The organism is Reyranella sp. GW821-FHT14A01 (genome assembly GCF_058803965.1).
In genome coordinates, this window is the sequence record NZ_JBXAPM010000011.1 from 105,824 (window position 1) to 121,439 (window position 15,616).

A 15,616-nucleotide genomic window follows, 5' to 3' on the forward strand; every position below is an offset into this window, starting at 1 on the left:
CCTCTGCCGATGTGCTAAGGGTGGTCCAACAGTTTTAGGGAGATCACCATGAAGGCAGCCGTCGTCACCGAGAAGGGCGTCCAGTACACCGACGCCCCCAAGCCCGCGCCCAAGGGCAACGAGATCCTGATCAAGGTGAAGGCGGCATCGCTCAACCGCGCCGACCTTGCCGTCGCCTCGGGCCATGCGCACGGCCGCATCGGCGGCCCCGGCACGATCGTGGGTCTGGAATGCGCCGGCGAGGTCGAGGCGGTCGGTCCCGACGTCAAGGACTTCAAGCCGGGCGACAGGATCATGAGCTCGGCGGCCGGCGGCTTCGCCGAGTATGCGCTCACCGACGCCGGCCGCGCGCACAAGATTCCGGCCAACAACATGAGCTACGAGCAGGCCGCCTGCATGCCGGTTGCCGTGCAGACCATGCACAATGCGCTGGTCGGCGCCGGCCGCCTCAAGAAGGGCGAGACGGTGCTGATCCAGGGCGCCAGCTCGGGCGTCGGCCTGCTGGGCATGCAGATCGCCAAGTTCATGGGCGCCTCGGTGGTACTCGGCAGCTCGACCAACGACGCCCGCCGCGCGCGGCTCGGCGAGTTCGGCTGCGACGTCGCCATCGACACGCGCGATCCGAAGTGGCCGGAGAAGGTCAAGGAAGCGACCGGCGGCAAGGGCGTCGACCTGATCGTCGACCAGGTCTCGGGCGGCGTGATGAACCAGAACATGGAAGCCGCCGCCATCCTCGGCCGCATCGTCAATGTCGGACGCCTGGGCGGCATGAAGGGCGAGTTCAACTTCGACCTGCACGCGCTGAAGCGCATCGACTATATCGGCGTCACCTTCCGCACCCGCAGCCCCGAGGAAGTGCGCGATATCGTGCAGGCCGCCCGCAAGGACCTGTGGCCGGCCATCGAGGACGGCAAGCTCAGCCTGCCGATCGACAAGACCTTCCCCCTGTCCGAGGCCGCCGCCGCGCTTGCGCACATGAAGGCTAATGCCCATTTTGGCAAGATCGTCCTCGTCGTCTGAGGGCGAGAAAAAGGCAGGTCCGCAATGAGCAAGTCGATCAACCATCTCGCCACCGCCGATAATCTTTTCTTCGGCAAGGGCGGCCTCGACCAGCGCAAGACGACCAAGATGGTCGACGATGCGCTGGCCGGCACCGACGACGGCGAGCTGTTCCTCGAATATGTCCAGAGCGAGAGCCTGTCGTTCGACGACGGCAAGCTGAAGAGCGCGTCGTTCGACACCTCGCAGGGCTTCGGCTTGCGCTCCGTGGCGGGCGACGTGACCGGCTTCGCGCACGCCTCGGCGCTCGACGAGCAGGCGCTGAAGCGGGCAACCGAGACGGTGAAGACCGTGCGTGCGGGCCGCGGCGGCAAGTCCGACGAGTCGCCGCGCGGCACCAACCACCTTCTCTATGCCGACGACAATCCGATCGACGGCGTGCCCTTCGCCCAGAAGGTCGCGCTGATGCAGGAGATCGACGCCTATGTCCGCGCCAAGGAGCCCAAGGCGCGCCAGGTCTCGGTCTCGCTGTCGGGCTCGTGGCAGGTCGTGGAGATCATCCGCGCCGGCGGCTGGCGCGCCGCCGACGTGCGGCCACTGGTGCGGCTGAACGTCAGCGTGGTCTGCGCCGACGGCACGCGCATGGAAGCCGGCAGCACCGGCAGCGGCCGTCGCGCCGCCTATGGCGACATCTTCCTGCCGGGCTACTGGCAGAAGGAGGCCGACGAGGCGATCCGCCAGGCGCTGGTCAACCTCGACTCGATCGATGCGCCGGCTGGCGAGATGCCGGTGGTACTGGGCGCCGGCTGGTCGGGCGTGCTGTGGCACGAGGCGGTCGGGCATGGGCTGGAAGGCGACTTCCACCGCAAGAAGACCTCGATGTTCAGCCACCTGATGGGCGAGATGATCGCCTCGCCGGGCGTCACCGTGGTCGACGACGGCACCCTGAACGACCGCCGCGGCTCGCTCACCATCGACGACGAGGGCACGCCGACCCAGCGCAACGTGCTGATCGAGAACGGCCGCCTGGTCGGCCTGATGCAGGACCGCATGAACGCCCGCCTGATGGGCGTGAAGCCGACCGGCAACGGCCGCCGGCAGGGCCATGCCTACGCGCCGATGCCGCGCATGACCAACACCTTCATGCTGGGCGGCGACAAGGACCCCAAAGAGATCATCGGCTCGGTGAAGAAAGGCCTCTACTGCGCCAATTTCGGCGGCGGCCAGGTCGACATCGTGTCGGGCAAGTTCGTGTTCAGCGTGACCGAGGGCTACCTGATCGAGGACGGCAAACTCGGCCGCCCGGTGAAGGGCGCGACCCTGATCGGCGCCGGCTCCGACGCGCTCACCCGTGTCGGCATGGTCGGCAACGACATGTCGCTCGATCCTGGCATCGGCACCTGCGGCAAGGACGGCCAGGGCGTCCCCGTCGGCGTCGGCCAGCCGACCCTGCGCATCGACGCCCTCACGGTGGGCGGCACCGCGACCTGAGCCTTAAAGGTCCTTCGCTTCGCTCAGGATGACAATTTTGCTGAGATTGGCGCAGTGCGCTGATGCAGAAAAAGTTGTCATCCTGAGCGAAGCGAAGGACCCTTGCGTCGTGTGATGCGGAGGAACTACCGCTTCTTCTTTTTGGCAGCCCGCTCGGCCAGCGCTGCCTTGTTAGCGGCGATAGCAGCGCGGATCAGGGCCTTGAAAGCCGTCTCGTTCAGCTTGCCGCCTTCGGGAATATCGATGGCGCGACGGACATTGCCGTCGAGGCTGGAGTTGAACAGCTTCTTCGGATCCGGCAAGGCCGCACCGCGCGCGAAGGTGAGCTTCACGACCTGCTTGTAAGTCTCGCCGGTGCAGACGATGCCGTCATGCTCGAAGACCGGCACGCCGCGCCACTTCCACTCTTCGACGATCTCGGGATCGGCGTCGTGGATCAGCTTGCGCACGCGGGCCAGCGTTTCGCCACGCCAATCGCCCAGCTCCGCGATGCGCTTGTCGATGTTGGCGGACGCGGCGGCACTCATGCTCAGGACTGATAGAGCTGCTTCGATTCGGCGAGGCTGACGCAGATCGATTCGATGGCGTCGAGCGTGGGCGTGTCGATGCCGGCGCTGCGCCCGAAGGCGAGCGGCGCGCGCACGATCGCCTCGACCTCCATCGGCCGGCCGCCTTCGTAATCCTGCAGGATCGACGGGCGGTGGTCGGGATAGACGCGCTTGGGCCCGTAGCGGACCTCGGGCGAATCGTCGAGCACGACGCCGTTTGCGGCGGCGATGGCCAGCGCCTCGGCATGGGCGCGGCGCGCCAGACGATTGACCATCGGCGTCGCCTGGATGGTCGTGGGCTGGCGCAGGATGAGGCACAGCGTCGAGCCGGTGAAGTTGGCCATCAGCTTGTGCCAGATGTCGTAGCGGATGTCGGTCGTCGAGGGCGAGGCGATGCCGGCGGCGATCAGAGTCTCACGCAGCTTGGTGATGCGCGGCGTCTGCCGGTCGTCGGGCTCGCCGACCCACAGCACGTTGCGGTCGGGCGAGATGTTGCGCACCACGCCGGGCTCGATCACGTGGTTCGACGAGGTGATGACGCCACCCAGCGTGCGGTCGAAGCCGACGGCCTTGAGCAGCGCGCCGCCAGGATCGAGGCGCGACAGGTCGGGCGCCTTGGGCCGATCCTTGCCGAGTCCGTGCCCGTACCACCAGGGAATGCCGTTCTGCGCGAAGACGACGGGCGTGTCCGGCCCCAGTAGAGGCGCCACAGTGTCAGCGACCGCCGAGAGGCTGGAGGCCTTCAGGGTCGAGATCACCACGTCCTGCGGGCCAAGATCGGCCGGCTTGTCGCTGGCCTTCACCTTGGCGACGATCGTCTTGTCGCCGGTCAGCAGTGTGAGTCCGTTCTTACGGATCGCCTCGAGATGAGGCCCGCGCGCCACGACCGAGACCTCGTTGCCGGCCGCCGCGAGGCGCGTCGCATAGTTGCCGCCGATCGCGCCGGCGCCGAAAACACAGATACGCATCTTAACTTCTAGTCTCCGAAAATCGCAGCGAGCTGAGGAAGCGGTTGGCCGCTGCCTTGGCCTCGACGTCGTTCTTCGCCGTGACCAGCAGGCGATAGAGCCGGTCCTTCACGATGTAGGTGCGCATCATGACCAGCGCATGTTCCTGATCGGCGATATCGAGCGCGTAGCCGTCCCAACCCTGCAGGGTCACCGGCTCGTCGAGCACATAGGTGAACTTGGCGCGCGGGAAAGCCTTTTCGGCCTCGCCACGTCCGAGCTCGCGCGCCATCGCCTTGCTGTCCTTGGACGAGAACCAGCCGGGCTCATAGTCGACATAATCGAAGTCGAACATCTCGTCGTTGCGCTTGGAGGCCCAGGCGATCCTCTCGCCGGCATGGCCCTTTTCCTTCTCGGCCGCCGAGGTCTTGTTGACCGGCGTCGGCATCTCCAGCCGAAAGCGCAGGTCGGGTCCGACCACCGTCTGCCATTCTGCCGGCTGGCCATATGCGACCGTCGGCACCGCCGACAGGGCCGGAGCCGTGAAAACAAACGAACGACGGGTCATGCCGATACTCTTGAACAAACTCATACGGGAGGCACCAATTCTTCGCGGCCCGACCAGTCCCAGGCCAGCCCGGTGCGTGAGACGCCAAGCAGCACGCCGTGCAGTTCCTTCGGATGGATCCAGCCGCCGTCGGGGTCGGTCACGGGGTCGGAGCCGCGCGGCGTGTAGCGTGCATTGGCGTCGAGCAGGCGCTGGCGGACGTTGGGCCAGTCGTGAACCTCGACGTAACACATATAGAGCGAGTCGCCGTGCTTGTGGGCGTAACGGCCCATCGAATGGACGTTGTCGGTGACCTGGCTGAGTTCGATGCGATCGAGCCGGTTGGGCGGATCGAACAGGGTCAGCGTGCCGATATAGCCGAAACGCTCGCTGCCGATCTCGCTGAAGCGCGCGGGATCGAGCCCAAACAGGCCAGCGTAGACCGCGGCGACGCGGCGCCAGTCGCTCATCAGCGTGTTGGTCGTCTCGTAGAGGAAGGACACCGGGCCGACCCGCGGCCGGTATGTGCTCTCGGAAATCACAATCGGCAGGCCGAAGGTCGCCTCGGTCGAGAGATAGAGCTGCTCGTTGTCGAGATCGTAGGGAATGCCGAGCCCTTCCCAGCGCTTTACCATGCGGTCGAGGTCGGCGGTGCAGTAGCCCGCCGTCATCAGCCCCTCGCCTCGCTTGCCGAGGAAATCCTGGGTGAGGCCCGCACCGTCGGCCTCGCAGAGTTCGAACTCGCTCTCGCCGACCGCGAGGATCGTGCGCTTGGCCGAGAGATGGCGGCTATGGTCGTGCCGCGACACCTGGCTGCCGAGCAATTGGCCGAAGCGCTGCGCCGCCTTGGCGGCGTCGTGCACGGCGATCTGGACTCGGTCGCAACGGTCGAGCATGGCCCGACCTTACCTCAGTAGGCGTAGTCGCGGAACAGCGCCGCGAAGGATCCTTTCCACTCACCGTTCCACTTGGCGAGGAGTTCATCGGCCGGTGCCTGGCCGCTGGCGACGGCACGGTCGAGCGGCGCGAGGTACATGGTCTCGTCGGCACCGTCGGCATTGAGCTGCTTGCGGGCGCGCAGGCCGGCATGGGCGATTTCGACGACGTCGCGCGCCAGCTCCGACAGGACACGGCCGCGGAACTGGGTGGCAAGGCCCGACTTCGGCGTCTCGGCGCGCAGGAAGTCGTGGTCGGCAGTGCTCCAGTCCTTTACCAGGTCCCACGCGGCGTCGAGCGCGCTCTGGTCGTAGAGCAGCCCGACCCACAGCGCCGGCAACGCGTTCAGTGCACCCAGCGGGCCGGAATCGGCGCCGCGCATCTCGAGGTAGCGCTTCAGCCGCACCTCGGGAAAGGCCGTGGTGATGTGGTCGGCCCAGTCGTTGATCGAGGGCAGCTCGCCCGGCCGCGCCGGCAGCTTGCCCTTCAGGAAGTCGCGGAAGCTCTGACCGGACGCATCGATGTACTTGCCGTCACGATAGACGAAGTACATCGGCACATCGAGCATGTAGTCGACGTAGCGCTCGAAGCCGAACCCGTCCTCGAACACGAAGGGCAGCATGCCGCAACGGTCGGGATCGGTGTCGGTCCAGATGTGGCTGCGGTAGCTCTTGAAGCCGGCCTCCTTGCCCTCCTTGAAGGGCGAGTTGGCGAACAGCGCCGTGGCGATCGGCTGCAGCGCCAGCGAGACGCGGAACTTCTTCACCATGTCGGCTTCGGAGTCGAAGTCGAGATTGGTCTGCACGGTGCAGGTCCGCAGCATCATGTCGAGGCCGAGCTTGCCGACCTTGGGCATGTAGTCGCGCATGATCTTATAGCGGCCCTTGGGCATCCAGTGCATGTCCTCGCGCGTCCATTCGGGCGCGAAGCCAAGGCCGATGAACGACGCGCCGATCTCGCCGGCAACTTCCTTCACCTCGTCGATATGCTGGCCGTTCTCGGCCGCCGCCTCGTGCAGCGTCTCGAGCGGCGCGCCCGACAGTTCGAACTGGCCGCCCGGCTCCAGGGTGATGCTGGCTTTTCCACGCAGCAGCGCGATCGGGTTGTTGCCCTCGATAACCGGCTCCCAGCCGAAGCGCGTCAACCCTTCGAGCATGGCGCGGATGCCATCCGGCCCGTCATAGGCCAGCGGCTTCAGGGTCTTGGTGTGGTAGCCGAACTTCTCATGCTCGGTCCCCATTCGCCATTGCGCGCGAGGCTTGTTACCGGCCGCGAAATACTCAATCAGCTGCCGCCGATTTTCGATCGGCGCGCCGCCGCCCGACGGAGGTGCGGACATACGATCAACTCTCCCTGATCGCTCCGCGCCGTGTCAGGGCTGGTGGAGCGGCGCGGTCGCATGAGGAATCCTCACGCGAGCCTGCGTCTGGTTCATCCTGTTCGATTCGCTCTGTCCCACATCGCCGGGGGCCTGCGCAAGCGCTCAGACGACGCCCTTGGACGTGCGATAATCGCCGATGAGACGCGGTGTCGGACGCCGCCAATCGCCCAGCAGCGCCTGCCAGCATGCCAGCGCCGCCAGCGCCGCGGTATCGGCCCGCAGGATACGCGGACCAAGGCCCACCGACGTTACATCCTTTATGCGACGCAGCGCCTGCAGCTCGACTTCGGCGAAGCCGCCCTCCGGTCCGATCACGATGGCCCAGGGTGCCGACCGTGCCGCTTCGTCGAGCTGCGACAAAGCCTCGACGATCGGCGGACCGCCGCCGGTCTCGTCGCACATCATGAGCCTCCGCCCCTCGGGCCAGCCGCCAAGCAGTTTTCCGAGATCGACCGGCTCGCGCACCTCCGGCACGGTGAGACGCTCGGTCTGCTCCGCCGCCTCGACCGTATTGGCGCGCAGCCGCTCGACATTGACCCGCTCCACCGCCGTGTGGCGCGTCACCACCGGCTGCAGGACGGAGACCCCCAGCTCGGTCGCCTTCTCGGCGATATAGTCGATGCGCGCGCGCTTCACCGGCGCGAAGCACAGCCAGATGTCGGGCTCCGGCACCTGCTCGCGCGTGCGCTCGCCCACTTCGGCAACGGCCGACTTCTTACCGCGGAACGACAAGGTGCCGCGCCATTCGCCATCGCGGCCGTTGAACAACAGCAGCGGCGCGCCGTCGGGGCGACGCATCACATTCCTCAGGTAATGAACCTGGTTGTCGTCGAGCGCGGCCTCGATGCCCGCGGCGAGCCCGGCCTCGACGAAAAGACGTGCTGCACTCATCTATTTGCCTTCATGGATCATTGTCGCGCATAGCTGCATGATGTCGCCCATGATGACGCCATGACCACCGGACGGACAACCGGCTTCACCGATATCGACACCACGCACTGGACGCTGCGCTTCCTGCCGCCGTGGGCGCGGCCCTATGGGCGGCTGGCGCGCTGGGACCGGCCGATCGGCATCTGGCTGCTGCTCTTTCCCTGCTGGTGGTCGCTGGCGCTGGCCGCCGCGCCCAACTGGGGCCGGCTCGCCGGCCTGATGGCGCTGTTTGCCCTCGGCGCGCTGGCCATGCGCGGCGCCGGCTGCACCTGGAACGACATCGTGGATCGCAAGGTCGATGCCGGCGTCGAGCGCACGCGCGGCCGGCCGCTGCCCTCCGGCGAGTTGAAGCTGCACCATGCGCTGATCTGGATGGCGCTGCAGGGTGCGGTGGGCGCCGCCGTGCTGTTCAAGCTCAACAAGTTCGCGGGCGGCGTCGCGCTGCTGTCGCTGCTGCTGGTCGCGATCTATCCGGCGATGAAGAAGGTCACCTCCTGGCCGCAGGTGGTGCTGGGGTTCGCCTTCAACTGGGGCGCTCTCGTTGGATACGCCGCCGTCACCGAGACGCTCTCCTGGGCCACCGTCGCGCTCTATCTCGGCGGCGTCGCCTGGACGATGGTCTACGACACGATCTACGCCATGCAGGACCAGCGCGACGATGCGGTGGTCGGCGTGAAGTCGACGGCGCGCCGCTTTGCGGCCGCGCCGCGCCGCTGGCTCACGCTTTTTGCCGTGCTGGCCATCGCACTGTGGACCGCGACCGGCCTGCTGGCGCCGCTGGGGCCGGGCTACTTCGTGGTGCTGGCCTGCATCGCCGCCCACTTCGTCTGGCAGATCGCGTTGCTGAAACCCGACAACCAGGCCGATTGCCTGATGCGCTTCAAGTCCAACCGGCTGGTCGGCTGGCTGATGCTGTTGGCCCTGGTCGTGGACAAGGTCCACTGATGTCGAGAGTGCCCGAGGATTCCGAAGGCTTCATCCGCGCCAACACCGCGCTCGAAACACCGGCGATGGTGCCCGAGTTCAAGCTGTGGCTGGCCAGCGAATACGTGCCGATCTGGCAGGCGACTGAATCGTGGCTGGAGGAAAAGAACGTCGACCCACCCTACTGGGCCTTCTGCTGGCCGGGCGGCCAGGCGGTCGCGCGCTACCTCCTCGATAATCCGGAAACGGTGGCCGGCAAGCGCGTGATCGATTTTGCGGCCGGCTCGGGCGTCTCGTCCATGGCTGCGGCGCGTGCGGGCGCGGCCTCGGTTATCGCCAACGACATCGACAAGCTCTCGCTGGTCGCAGCTCGTCTCAACGCGGTGGCCAACGGCCTGTCCATCGACACGAGCAACGAGGACTGGCTGGCCGGCACACCAGGAAGCCCCGAGGCCGACGTGGTGATCGCGGGCGACGTCTGTTACGAGCGCGAAATGTCGGTCCACGCGCTGGGCTGGCTGCGCAGTCACGCTGCAAAGGGCCGTCTGGTCCTGCTGGGCGACCCCGGCCGCAACTATTTCAGCGCCCAGGGCCTGGAAGAACGCGCCCGCTACGAGATTCCGACCTCATTGCAGCTCGAGAACCGGGGCATGCGCGAGACCGTCGTCTGGCGGGTGCTGCCGGTTTCCTGAGGTTATCCTCCAAGAGCGTGTTATAATTCCGTAACTGTTCTTTCACAGACGGATCGGGGTACAGATCAGCATGCCCCCTGCCACCAAGAAATCAAAGATAAGCTCGGCCGATTTCGCGAGCCTGTATGACGGCTTCAACGCGCCGGTCTCGCGCTTCGATTGCGGCCGCAAGTGCGCGCCCCTGAACGAGGGCGAGCCGGTCTGCTGTTCGACGCAGAACGCCATACCGGTGGTGCACAAGGTCGAATGGGACCTGCTCAAGACCCGCACCGACCTGTGGTCCAAGTTCAAGCCTTACGACTATTCCACCCGAATGATCGTCGAGGAGCTGACCTCCGACTGCATGGCCATCCACTGCAAGGGCGCGCGGCACTGCGAGCGCGACAACCGCACGATCGCCTGCCGCGGCTTTCCCTTCTATCCCTACCTGACGCGTCAGAAGGAATTCGTCGGCGTCGGCACCTACTGGGTGTTCGAGGACCGCTGCTGGATGATGTCCAACCTCGAGATCGTCGACCGCAAGTTCGTCGAGGAGTTCGTCGCCACCTACGAGGCGCTGTTCATCAAGGACAAGGACGAGTTCGACACCTACGTCACCTTCTCGGCCACGGCGCGGCGGACCTTCTCGCGCTGGAAGCGCGAGATCCCGCTGCTCGGCCGCAAGGGCGAGCTGCTGATCGTGACTCCCTCGACCGGCGAGATCCGCCCCGGCAAGTCGAAGGATTTTCCGAAGATGGAGCCCTTCAACTCCGAGAAGAATTACAAGCAGGCCATCAAGGACGCCGGCGGCGAGTATCCCAAGGACGGTTTGCGTCCGACCTGAAGCGTCGTTTGTCGCGAGGGCCGCTCAAGGATCCCTCGCTACGCTCGGGATGACACCGTTTTTGCAGGGCACGGCGCTTCCCCCAGTATCCGTGTCATCCCGAGCGTAGCGAGGGATCCTTCCTCGGTGCCGGCTGCGTCGTGCTAGAACCCCGCCGTGTCGTTCTTCACCCGCCGTCGCATCGCCTGGGCGCTGCTGCTGCTGACGCCCGCGATGTTCGCCGTGAACATGCTGGGCGCGCGCTATGCCACGTTCGTGCCGCCGAATGCGCTGGCGCTGGGGCGGTGGTTCCTCGTCGCCGTGCTGCTGCTGCCCTTCGTCTGGACCCGCCTGGTGCGCCATCGCCATGCGCTCGGCCGCGAATGGCGCGATCTGTTCATACTCGGCGCGATCGGCATGTGGATCTGCGGCGCCTGGGTCTATATCGGCGCGCGCTCCGTGCCGGCCCTCAACATCGGCCTGATCTATGCCGCCTCGCCCATCCTGGTCGTGGCGCTGGGCCGCCTGCTCTATGGCGAGCGGCTGACCATGGGCCGCATCGCGGGCATCGTGCTCTGCCTGGCCGGGGTCGCGGCGGTGTTCGCCAAGGGCCGGATCGAAAACCTCCTGTCGGTGCAGTTCACCGAGGGCGATCTCTGGATCGCCGCCGCCTCGGCCTGCTGGGGCCTCTACTCGGTGCTGCTGAAGGCCCGTCCCAGCACGCTCGATCCGCTGACGCGGCTCTGCGCCATCTCCTTTGCCGGTTCGCTCGTGCTGCTGCCGTTCACGATTGGCGAGGCGCTGCTGTGGCAGGCGCCGGACCTTGCCGACTGGCGCACCTGGCTCGCCTGGATCGTGCTGGCCATCATTCCCGGCGTCGGCGCCTACGGCGCCTTCGCCTACTGCGTGCGCGAGCTGGGGCCCTCGGTCACCAGCGTGTCGATGTATCTCGGCCCGCTCTATGTCGGCATCCTCGCCTGGATCGTCCTCGGCGAAGCGCCGCAATGGTATCATCTGATGGGAACCATGCTGGTGCTCCCCGGCTTGTTCCTCGCAACCCGCCCACCTGCGCCTGCGTCCACCAAAGGAGTCTGACATGGTCCGCGCGATCCTCACCGTCCTCGCCCTCCTCGTCGCCCTTCCCGCTGCGGCGGAAGAAATCGGCTCGGTCGGCTACCGCTTCAAGTGGCTGGGCCCCAACGACAAGATCGTGGTCGAGGCTTTCGATGATCCCGATCTCGCAGGCATCACCTGCTATCTGGCGCGCGCCCGCACCGGCGGCCTCAAGGGCATGGTCGGCCTGGCGGAAGATCCGCCCTACGCCTCGATCTCCTGCCACCAGGTCGGCCCGATCGACGGCGACAAGGCCGAGAAGCTCAAGAGCCCGCACGAAGTGTTCAGCGAGCGCGCCTCGCTGATCTTCAAGACCACCCAGGTCGTCCGCTTCTACGACCCGAAGCGCCGCGCCCTGATTTATCTCACCTATACCGACCGCGTGATCGAGGGCAGTCCCCAGAACTCGATCAGCGTCGTGCCCGTCGGCCTACGCTGACTTTTTCTCCGGAGAGTAATGAAATGACCACCCGTCCCCAGCCCAACTGGCGCTCGCTGATGTTCGTGCCGGTGCTGGCCGAGCGCTTCATCGCCAAGGCCCATACACGCGGCGCCGATGCGCTGATCCTCGACCTCGAGGATTCGATCATCCCGTCCAAGAAGGCAGAGGCCCGCGCTGCCCTCGCCGCCGCCGTGCCGCGGGTCGCGCAGAACGGTGCCGACGTGGTGGTCCGCATCAACCGCCCGCTCGAACTGGCCGTGCCCGACATCGAAGCCGCCGTGATGCCCGGCGTCTCGGCGCTGATGCTGCCCAAGGTGATGGGGCCGGAACATGTGCGTCTGCTGGCCGAGCTGGTGACCGAGCGCGAGACGCAGCTCGGCATGGAGATCGGCCACACGCGTTTCCTCGTGCTGATCGAGACGACGGCGGCGCTGCCGCATCTCTTCGCCATCGCCGCCGAGCCGCGCATGGCCGGCATGTCGGTTGGCGGCGAGGACATGGCGACCGACATGGGCGCCACGCCCTCGGCCGACAGCATGTACGTCTTCGCCATGCACGGGCTGGCGGCCTGCCGCGCCGCCGGCATCCTGCCGATGGGCTCGATGGGCCAGCTCGCCAAGATCGACGACCTGGACTCCTATCGCGCCGGCCTGAAGCGCGGCCGCGAATTGGGCTTCACCACGGCCTCGTGCATCCATCCCGCGCACGTGCCGATCATCAACGAGGAGTACGGCGCCTCCGACGCCGAGCTCGACCGCGCCCGCCGCCTGCTCGCCGCCTTCGAGGTCGCCAAGGCCAATGGCGAGGGCGCCGTCGCCTTCGAGGGCAGCATGGTCGACCTGCCGATCGTCATCCGCGCGGAGCGACTGCTCGCGCGGGCGGCGTCGTGGAAGAAAGCCAGCTAACCAAGGGAACGCCGACATGTCGCTCGCGGTCTACGGCCACTTCTTCTCCTCGTACACGCAGAAGGTCCTGATGGCGCTCTACGAGAACGGCACGCCGTTCGAGTTCCGCGCCATCGGGCAGGACACGCCCGAGCATGTCGGCGAATGGCTGAAGCGCTGGCCAATCGCCAAGTTCCCGCTGCTGGTGGATGGCGATCGCACCGTCGTCGAAACCAGCATCATCATCGAATACCTGCAGCTCACGCATCCCGGTCCAGTCCGCCTGATCCCCGCCGCTCCGATGAAGGCGCTCGACGTGCGCTTCCTCGACCGGTTCTTCGACCTGCATGTGATGAACATGATGCAGATCGCAGTGAATGGCGCACTGACCGGCGATCCGGTCAAGCGCAAGGAGGGTCACGACGAGTCCATCGCGAAGCTGGAGCGTTCCTATGCCTGGCTCGACAATGAGCTGGCCGGCCGCACCTGGGCCACCGGTGACGATTTCACGATGGCCGACTGCGCCGCCGCGCCGTCGCTGTTCTACGCCGACTGGGTGCACCGGATTCCGGTGTCGTATCCGGTGCTCCGCGCCTACCGCTCGCGCCTGCTGGCGAGGCCCTCCTTCGCGCGCTGCGTCGAGGATGCGAGACAGTTCCGCCCGCTGTTTCCGCTAGGTGCCCCGGACCGGGACTAACGCACCTCACCTTATCGATACAGGAACGTCCCCAGCAGCACCCAGCGGCCGGCCTTCGGCGTGCCGACCAGCGGCGTGGTGTAGTGCCAGAACGGCAGGCGATAGGCGGTCACCGTGGCCGGTCGCGCCACCGACACGATCTCGCTGAAATGGCCGGCGCGGCTGTAGACCAGCCACTGGTGCTCGACCCCAGGACTGCACAGGCTGAGATGCAAGTCGATATAGCCGCCGACCGCTTCCTTGTTCTCGGGATGATGGTCGTTGTGCGGTCCGGCATAGTCGCCCGGCCCGTAGCGCAGCACCTGCAGGCCCCAGCCCGATTTGAGCTTGCGGCCCGACAGCGCCTCGGCGAAGGCGCGGAAGCTTTGCGACCGCATCATGCGGGCGAGGCCGATCCGTTCAGCCGCCTTCACGCCGGGCTCGCGGCGGTCCTCGAAATAGATGGTGCGGGCGCGGCTGCTCTTGGGTAGCAGCTCGGCATAGTCGTGCGTCATCTCGAAGATCGTATCGGGCGGAATCGGCTTTTCGATCGGCTCCAGCACGTCCGGCAGCTCCGCCTCCAGCGTGCGCCGGACGCGCGCGGCCTTGGCGCGGTCGAGCAGGTCCCCGGCACTGAGAAAGCGCGTGCGCGGATTGGCCAGCGCTCCGCACAAAGGATGCGTGCCCGCCAGCACGCGCTTGCCGGCACGGCTCAGCAGGTCCTCGAACTCGGCCGGAATGCCGTTTGATCTCATCGGTCCGCCCCTCTAAACGACGTCCCTAGCATGCCTTACGCCTCGCTTCGCGACTTCATCGACCGGCTGGAGAAGAGCGGCCGTCTCGTGCGCGTCACCGCGCCGGTCTCGCCGCACCTGGAAATGACCGAGATCCAGACCCGCCTGCTGGCCGAGAAAGGCCCGGCGGTGCTGTTCGAGAACGTGGTGCGCGCGGACGGCACGCGCTCCGACATCCCGGTGCTGGTCAACCTGTTCGGCACGGTCGAGCGCGTGGCCTGGGGCATGGATCGCGAACCCGGCCAGTTGCGCGGCGTCGGCGAGACGCTGGCTTTCCTGCGCCAACCCGAGCCGCCGGGCGGCTGGCGCGAGGCGCTCGAGATGCTGCCGATGGTGCGGACCGTCATGGCGATGAAGCCGAAGACGGTCGGCTCGGCGCCCTGCCAGGAGATCGTGCTCACCGGCGACGACATCGATCTCGCCAAGCTTCCCATCCAGACCTGCTGGCCGGGCGAGCCGGCGCCGCTCATCAGCTGGCCGCTGGTGGTGACGCAGGGCCCCAATCCCAAAGGCGACAAGCAGGACAGTTTCAATCTCGGCATCTATCGCCTGCAGGTGACGGGCAGGAACACGACCTTGATGCGCTGGCTGAAGCATCGCGGCGGCGCGCAACATCACCAGCGCTGGCAGAAGTCCGGCAAGCGCGAGCCGCTGCCGGCCGCGGTGGTGATCGGCGCCGATCCCGGCACGATCCTCGCGGCGGTGACGCCCGTGCCCGACACGCTGTCGGAGTATCAGTTCGCTGGCCTCCTCAGGGGCAAGAAGGTCGAGCTGGTCGAGTGCAAGACCGTGCCGCTCAAGGTGCCGGCCGAGGCCGAGATCGTGCTCGAGGGTCATGTCAGCCTCGACGAGTATGGCGACGAGGGCCCCTACGGCGACCACACCGGCTACTACAACAGCGTCGAGCAGTTCCCGGTCTTCACGATCAGCGCCATCACGATGCGGCGCAAGCCGATCTACCTCTCGACCTTCACCGGCCGTCCGCCCGACGAACCCTCGGTGCTGGGCGAGGCGCTGAACGAGGTGTTCATTCCCCTCTTCCAGCAGCAGTTCCCCGAGATCGTCGACTTCTGGCTGCCGCCCGAAGGTTGCTCCTATCGCATCGCCGTTGTGTCGATGAAGAAGGCGTATGCCGGCCACGCCAAGCGCGTGATGATGGGCGTGTGGAGCTACCTGCGGCAGTTCATGTACACCAAGTGGGTGATCGTCGTGGACGCCGACATCGATGCGCGCAACTGGAAGGACGTGATGTGGGCGCTCTCGACCCGCATGGACCCGGCGCGCGACATCACGGTGATCGAGAACACGCCGATCGACTATCTCGACTTCGCCAGCCCGGTGTCGGGCCTCGGCTCCAAGATCGGCCTCGACGCGACCGACAAGTTCCCCGGCGAGAGCAACCGCGAATGGGGACGGCAGATCCGCATGGACCAGGCGGTGATCGAGAAGGTCGATGCGATGTGGAGCGAACTGGGATTGCCGGGCAGCGGCAAGAAGATCTGGCGCTAGG

General features: G+C 66.6%; 17 protein-coding genes. 10 read left to right on the forward strand and 7 right to left on the reverse strand.

The annotated features are described in order from the left end of the window. Window positions 1-48: 48 nt before the first annotated feature. Together AC1ROX_RS20165 and tldD are read left to right on the forward strand one after the other, a co-directional pair. Window positions 49-1,020: a zinc-binding dehydrogenase gene (locus AC1ROX_RS20165; protein WP_493128402.1), complete on the forward strand. Its 972-nt coding sequence runs from the start codon at window positions 49-51 to the stop codon at window positions 1,018-1,020. Between the two features lie 108 nt (window positions 1,021-1,128). Continuing rightward, window positions 1,129-2,490, forward strand: coding sequence for a metalloprotease TldD (gene tldD, locus AC1ROX_RS20170; protein ID WP_493128763.1), 1,362 nt, complete (start codon window positions 1,129-1,131; stop codon window positions 2,488-2,490). 125 nt (window positions 2,491-2,615) lie between these two features. Here the strand turns inward: tldD and AC1ROX_RS20175 are convergent, their stop codons facing one another. From AC1ROX_RS20175 to AC1ROX_RS20200, 6 genes are all read right to left on the reverse strand, one after another. Then, entirely contained in the window at window positions 2,616-3,017 is a 402-nt protein-coding gene (locus AC1ROX_RS20175) for a DUF1801 domain-containing protein (protein WP_493128404.1), read from the reverse strand. 2 nt (window positions 3,018-3,019) lie between these two features. Further along, window positions 3,020-4,006, reverse strand: a complete 987-nt coding sequence (locus AC1ROX_RS20180) for a ketopantoate reductase family protein (protein ID WP_493128406.1) — start codon at window positions 4,004-4,006, stop codon at window positions 3,020-3,022. Window position 4,007: 1 nt separating this feature from the next. Next, complete coding sequence (locus AC1ROX_RS20185) at window positions 4,008-4,553, reverse strand: hypothetical protein (protein ID WP_493128408.1); 546 nt, start codon at window positions 4,551-4,553, stop codon at window positions 4,008-4,010. A 20-nt stretch (window positions 4,554-4,573) separates the two neighbouring features. Further along, window positions 4,574-5,428 (reverse strand): VOC family protein, encoded by an 855-nt coding sequence (locus tag AC1ROX_RS20190; RefSeq protein ID WP_493128409.1) that lies wholly within the window; start codon window positions 5,426-5,428, stop codon window positions 4,574-4,576. A 14-nt stretch (window positions 5,429-5,442) separates the two neighbouring features. After that, window positions 5,443-6,807: a glutamate--cysteine ligase gene (locus AC1ROX_RS20195; protein WP_493128411.1), complete on the reverse strand. Its 1,365-nt coding sequence runs from the start codon at window positions 6,805-6,807 to the stop codon at window positions 5,443-5,445. 144 nt (window positions 6,808-6,951) lie between these two features. Beyond that, window positions 6,952-7,740 (reverse strand): 16S rRNA (uracil(1498)-N(3))-methyltransferase, encoded by a 789-nt coding sequence (locus AC1ROX_RS20200; RefSeq protein WP_493128413.1) that lies wholly within the window; start codon window positions 7,738-7,740, stop codon window positions 6,952-6,954. Window positions 7,741-7,800: 60 nt separating this feature from the next. Between AC1ROX_RS20200 and ubiA the strand changes: the two genes are divergently transcribed. From ubiA to AC1ROX_RS20235, 7 genes are all read left to right on the forward strand, one after another. Beyond that, complete coding sequence (gene ubiA, locus AC1ROX_RS20205) at window positions 7,801-8,724, forward strand: 4-hydroxybenzoate octaprenyltransferase (RefSeq protein ID WP_493128415.1); 924 nt, start codon at window positions 7,801-7,803, stop codon at window positions 8,722-8,724. Further along, the gene (locus AC1ROX_RS20210; RefSeq protein WP_493128417.1) at window positions 8,724-9,395 is read left to right on the forward strand and encodes a class I SAM-dependent methyltransferase; all 672 of its coding nucleotides are present in this window, start codon (window positions 8,724-8,726) and stop codon (window positions 9,393-9,395) included. The genes ubiA and AC1ROX_RS20210 overlap by 1 nt, the downstream gene beginning before the upstream one ends. A 70-nt stretch (window positions 9,396-9,465) precedes the next feature. After that, window positions 9,466-10,218, forward strand: coding sequence for a hypothetical protein (locus tag AC1ROX_RS20215; RefSeq protein WP_493128419.1), 753 nt, complete (start codon window positions 9,466-9,468; stop codon window positions 10,216-10,218). 156 nt (window positions 10,219-10,374) lie between these two features. Beyond that, the gene (locus AC1ROX_RS20220; protein WP_493128421.1) at window positions 10,375-11,292 is read left to right on the forward strand and encodes a DMT family transporter; all 918 of its coding nucleotides are present in this window, start codon (window positions 10,375-10,377) and stop codon (window positions 11,290-11,292) included. 1 nt (window position 11,293) lies between these two features. Continuing rightward, entirely contained in the window at window positions 11,294-11,749 is a 456-nt protein-coding gene (locus AC1ROX_RS20225) for a CreA family protein (RefSeq protein ID WP_493128423.1), read from the forward strand. A 23-nt stretch (window positions 11,750-11,772) separates the two neighbouring features. Next, window positions 11,773-12,657, forward strand: coding sequence for an HpcH/HpaI aldolase/citrate lyase family protein (locus tag AC1ROX_RS20230; RefSeq protein ID WP_493128424.1), 885 nt, complete (start codon window positions 11,773-11,775; stop codon window positions 12,655-12,657). 16 nt (window positions 12,658-12,673) lie between these two features. After that, a complete protein-coding gene (locus AC1ROX_RS20235; RefSeq protein WP_493128426.1) occupies window positions 12,674-13,333 on the forward strand; it encodes a glutathione S-transferase family protein in 660 nt (219 codons plus the stop codon). 11 nt (window positions 13,334-13,344) lie between these two features. Here AC1ROX_RS20235 and AC1ROX_RS20240 read toward each other — a convergent pair whose 3' ends face one another. Then, window positions 13,345-14,067, reverse strand: a complete 723-nt coding sequence (locus AC1ROX_RS20240; protein WP_493128428.1) for a hypothetical protein — start codon at window positions 14,065-14,067, stop codon at window positions 13,345-13,347. 30 nt (window positions 14,068-14,097) lie between these two features. On the opposite strand from AC1ROX_RS20240, the gene AC1ROX_RS20245 reads away from it, so the two are divergent. Beyond that, window positions 14,098-15,615, forward strand: coding sequence for a UbiD family decarboxylase (locus AC1ROX_RS20245; RefSeq protein WP_493128430.1), 1,518 nt, complete (start codon window positions 14,098-14,100; stop codon window positions 15,613-15,615). The last annotated feature ends 1 nt before the right edge of the window (window position 15,616 follow it).

Bases quoted from the DNA above. Each gene is read 5' to 3' on its own strand.
- AC1ROX_RS20195 (WP_493128411.1), bottom strand. From the start codon at position 6,807: ATGTCCGCACCTCCGTCGGGCGGCGGCGCGCCGATCGAAAATCGGCGG.
- AC1ROX_RS20185 (WP_493128408.1), bottom strand. From the start codon at position 4,553: ATGACCCGTCGTTCGTTTGTTTTCACGGCTCCGGCCCTGTCGGCGGTG.
- AC1ROX_RS20240 (WP_493128428.1), bottom strand. From the start codon at position 14,067: ATGAGATCAAACGGCATTCCGGCCGAGTTCGAGGACCTGCTGAGCCGT.
- AC1ROX_RS20165 (WP_493128402.1), top strand. From the start codon at position 49: ATGAAGGCAGCCGTCGTCACCGAGAAGGGCGTCCAGTACACCGACGCC.
- AC1ROX_RS20175 (WP_493128404.1), bottom strand. From the start codon at position 3,017: ATGAGTGCCGCCGCGTCCGCCAACATCGACAAGCGCATCGCGGAGCTG.
- tldD (WP_493128763.1), top strand. From the start codon at position 1,129: ATGGTCGACGATGCGCTGGCCGGCACCGACGACGGCGAGCTGTTCCTC.
- AC1ROX_RS20180 (WP_493128406.1), bottom strand. From the start codon at position 4,006: ATGCGTATCTGTGTTTTCGGCGCCGGCGCGATCGGCGGCAACTATGCG.
- AC1ROX_RS20235 (WP_493128426.1), top strand. From the start codon at position 12,674: ATGTCGCTCGCGGTCTACGGCCACTTCTTCTCCTCGTACACGCAGAAG.
- AC1ROX_RS20200 (WP_493128413.1), bottom strand. From the start codon at position 7,740: ATGAGTGCAGCACGTCTTTTCGTCGAGGCCGGGCTCGCCGCGGGCATC.
- AC1ROX_RS20210 (WP_493128417.1), top strand. From the start codon at position 8,724: ATGTCGAGAGTGCCCGAGGATTCCGAAGGCTTCATCCGCGCCAACACC.
- AC1ROX_RS20245 (WP_493128430.1), top strand. From the start codon at position 14,098: ATGCCTTACGCCTCGCTTCGCGACTTCATCGACCGGCTGGAGAAGAGC.
- AC1ROX_RS20215 (WP_493128419.1), top strand. From the start codon at position 9,466: ATGCCCCCTGCCACCAAGAAATCAAAGATAAGCTCGGCCGATTTCGCG.
- ubiA (WP_493128415.1), top strand. From the start codon at position 7,801: ATGACCACCGGACGGACAACCGGCTTCACCGATATCGACACCACGCAC.
- AC1ROX_RS20225 (WP_493128423.1), top strand. From the start codon at position 11,294: ATGGTCCGCGCGATCCTCACCGTCCTCGCCCTCCTCGTCGCCCTTCCC.
- AC1ROX_RS20190 (WP_493128409.1), bottom strand. From the start codon at position 5,428: ATGCTCGACCGTTGCGACCGAGTCCAGATCGCCGTGCACGACGCCGCC.
- AC1ROX_RS20230 (WP_493128424.1), top strand. From the start codon at position 11,773: ATGACCACCCGTCCCCAGCCCAACTGGCGCTCGCTGATGTTCGTGCCG.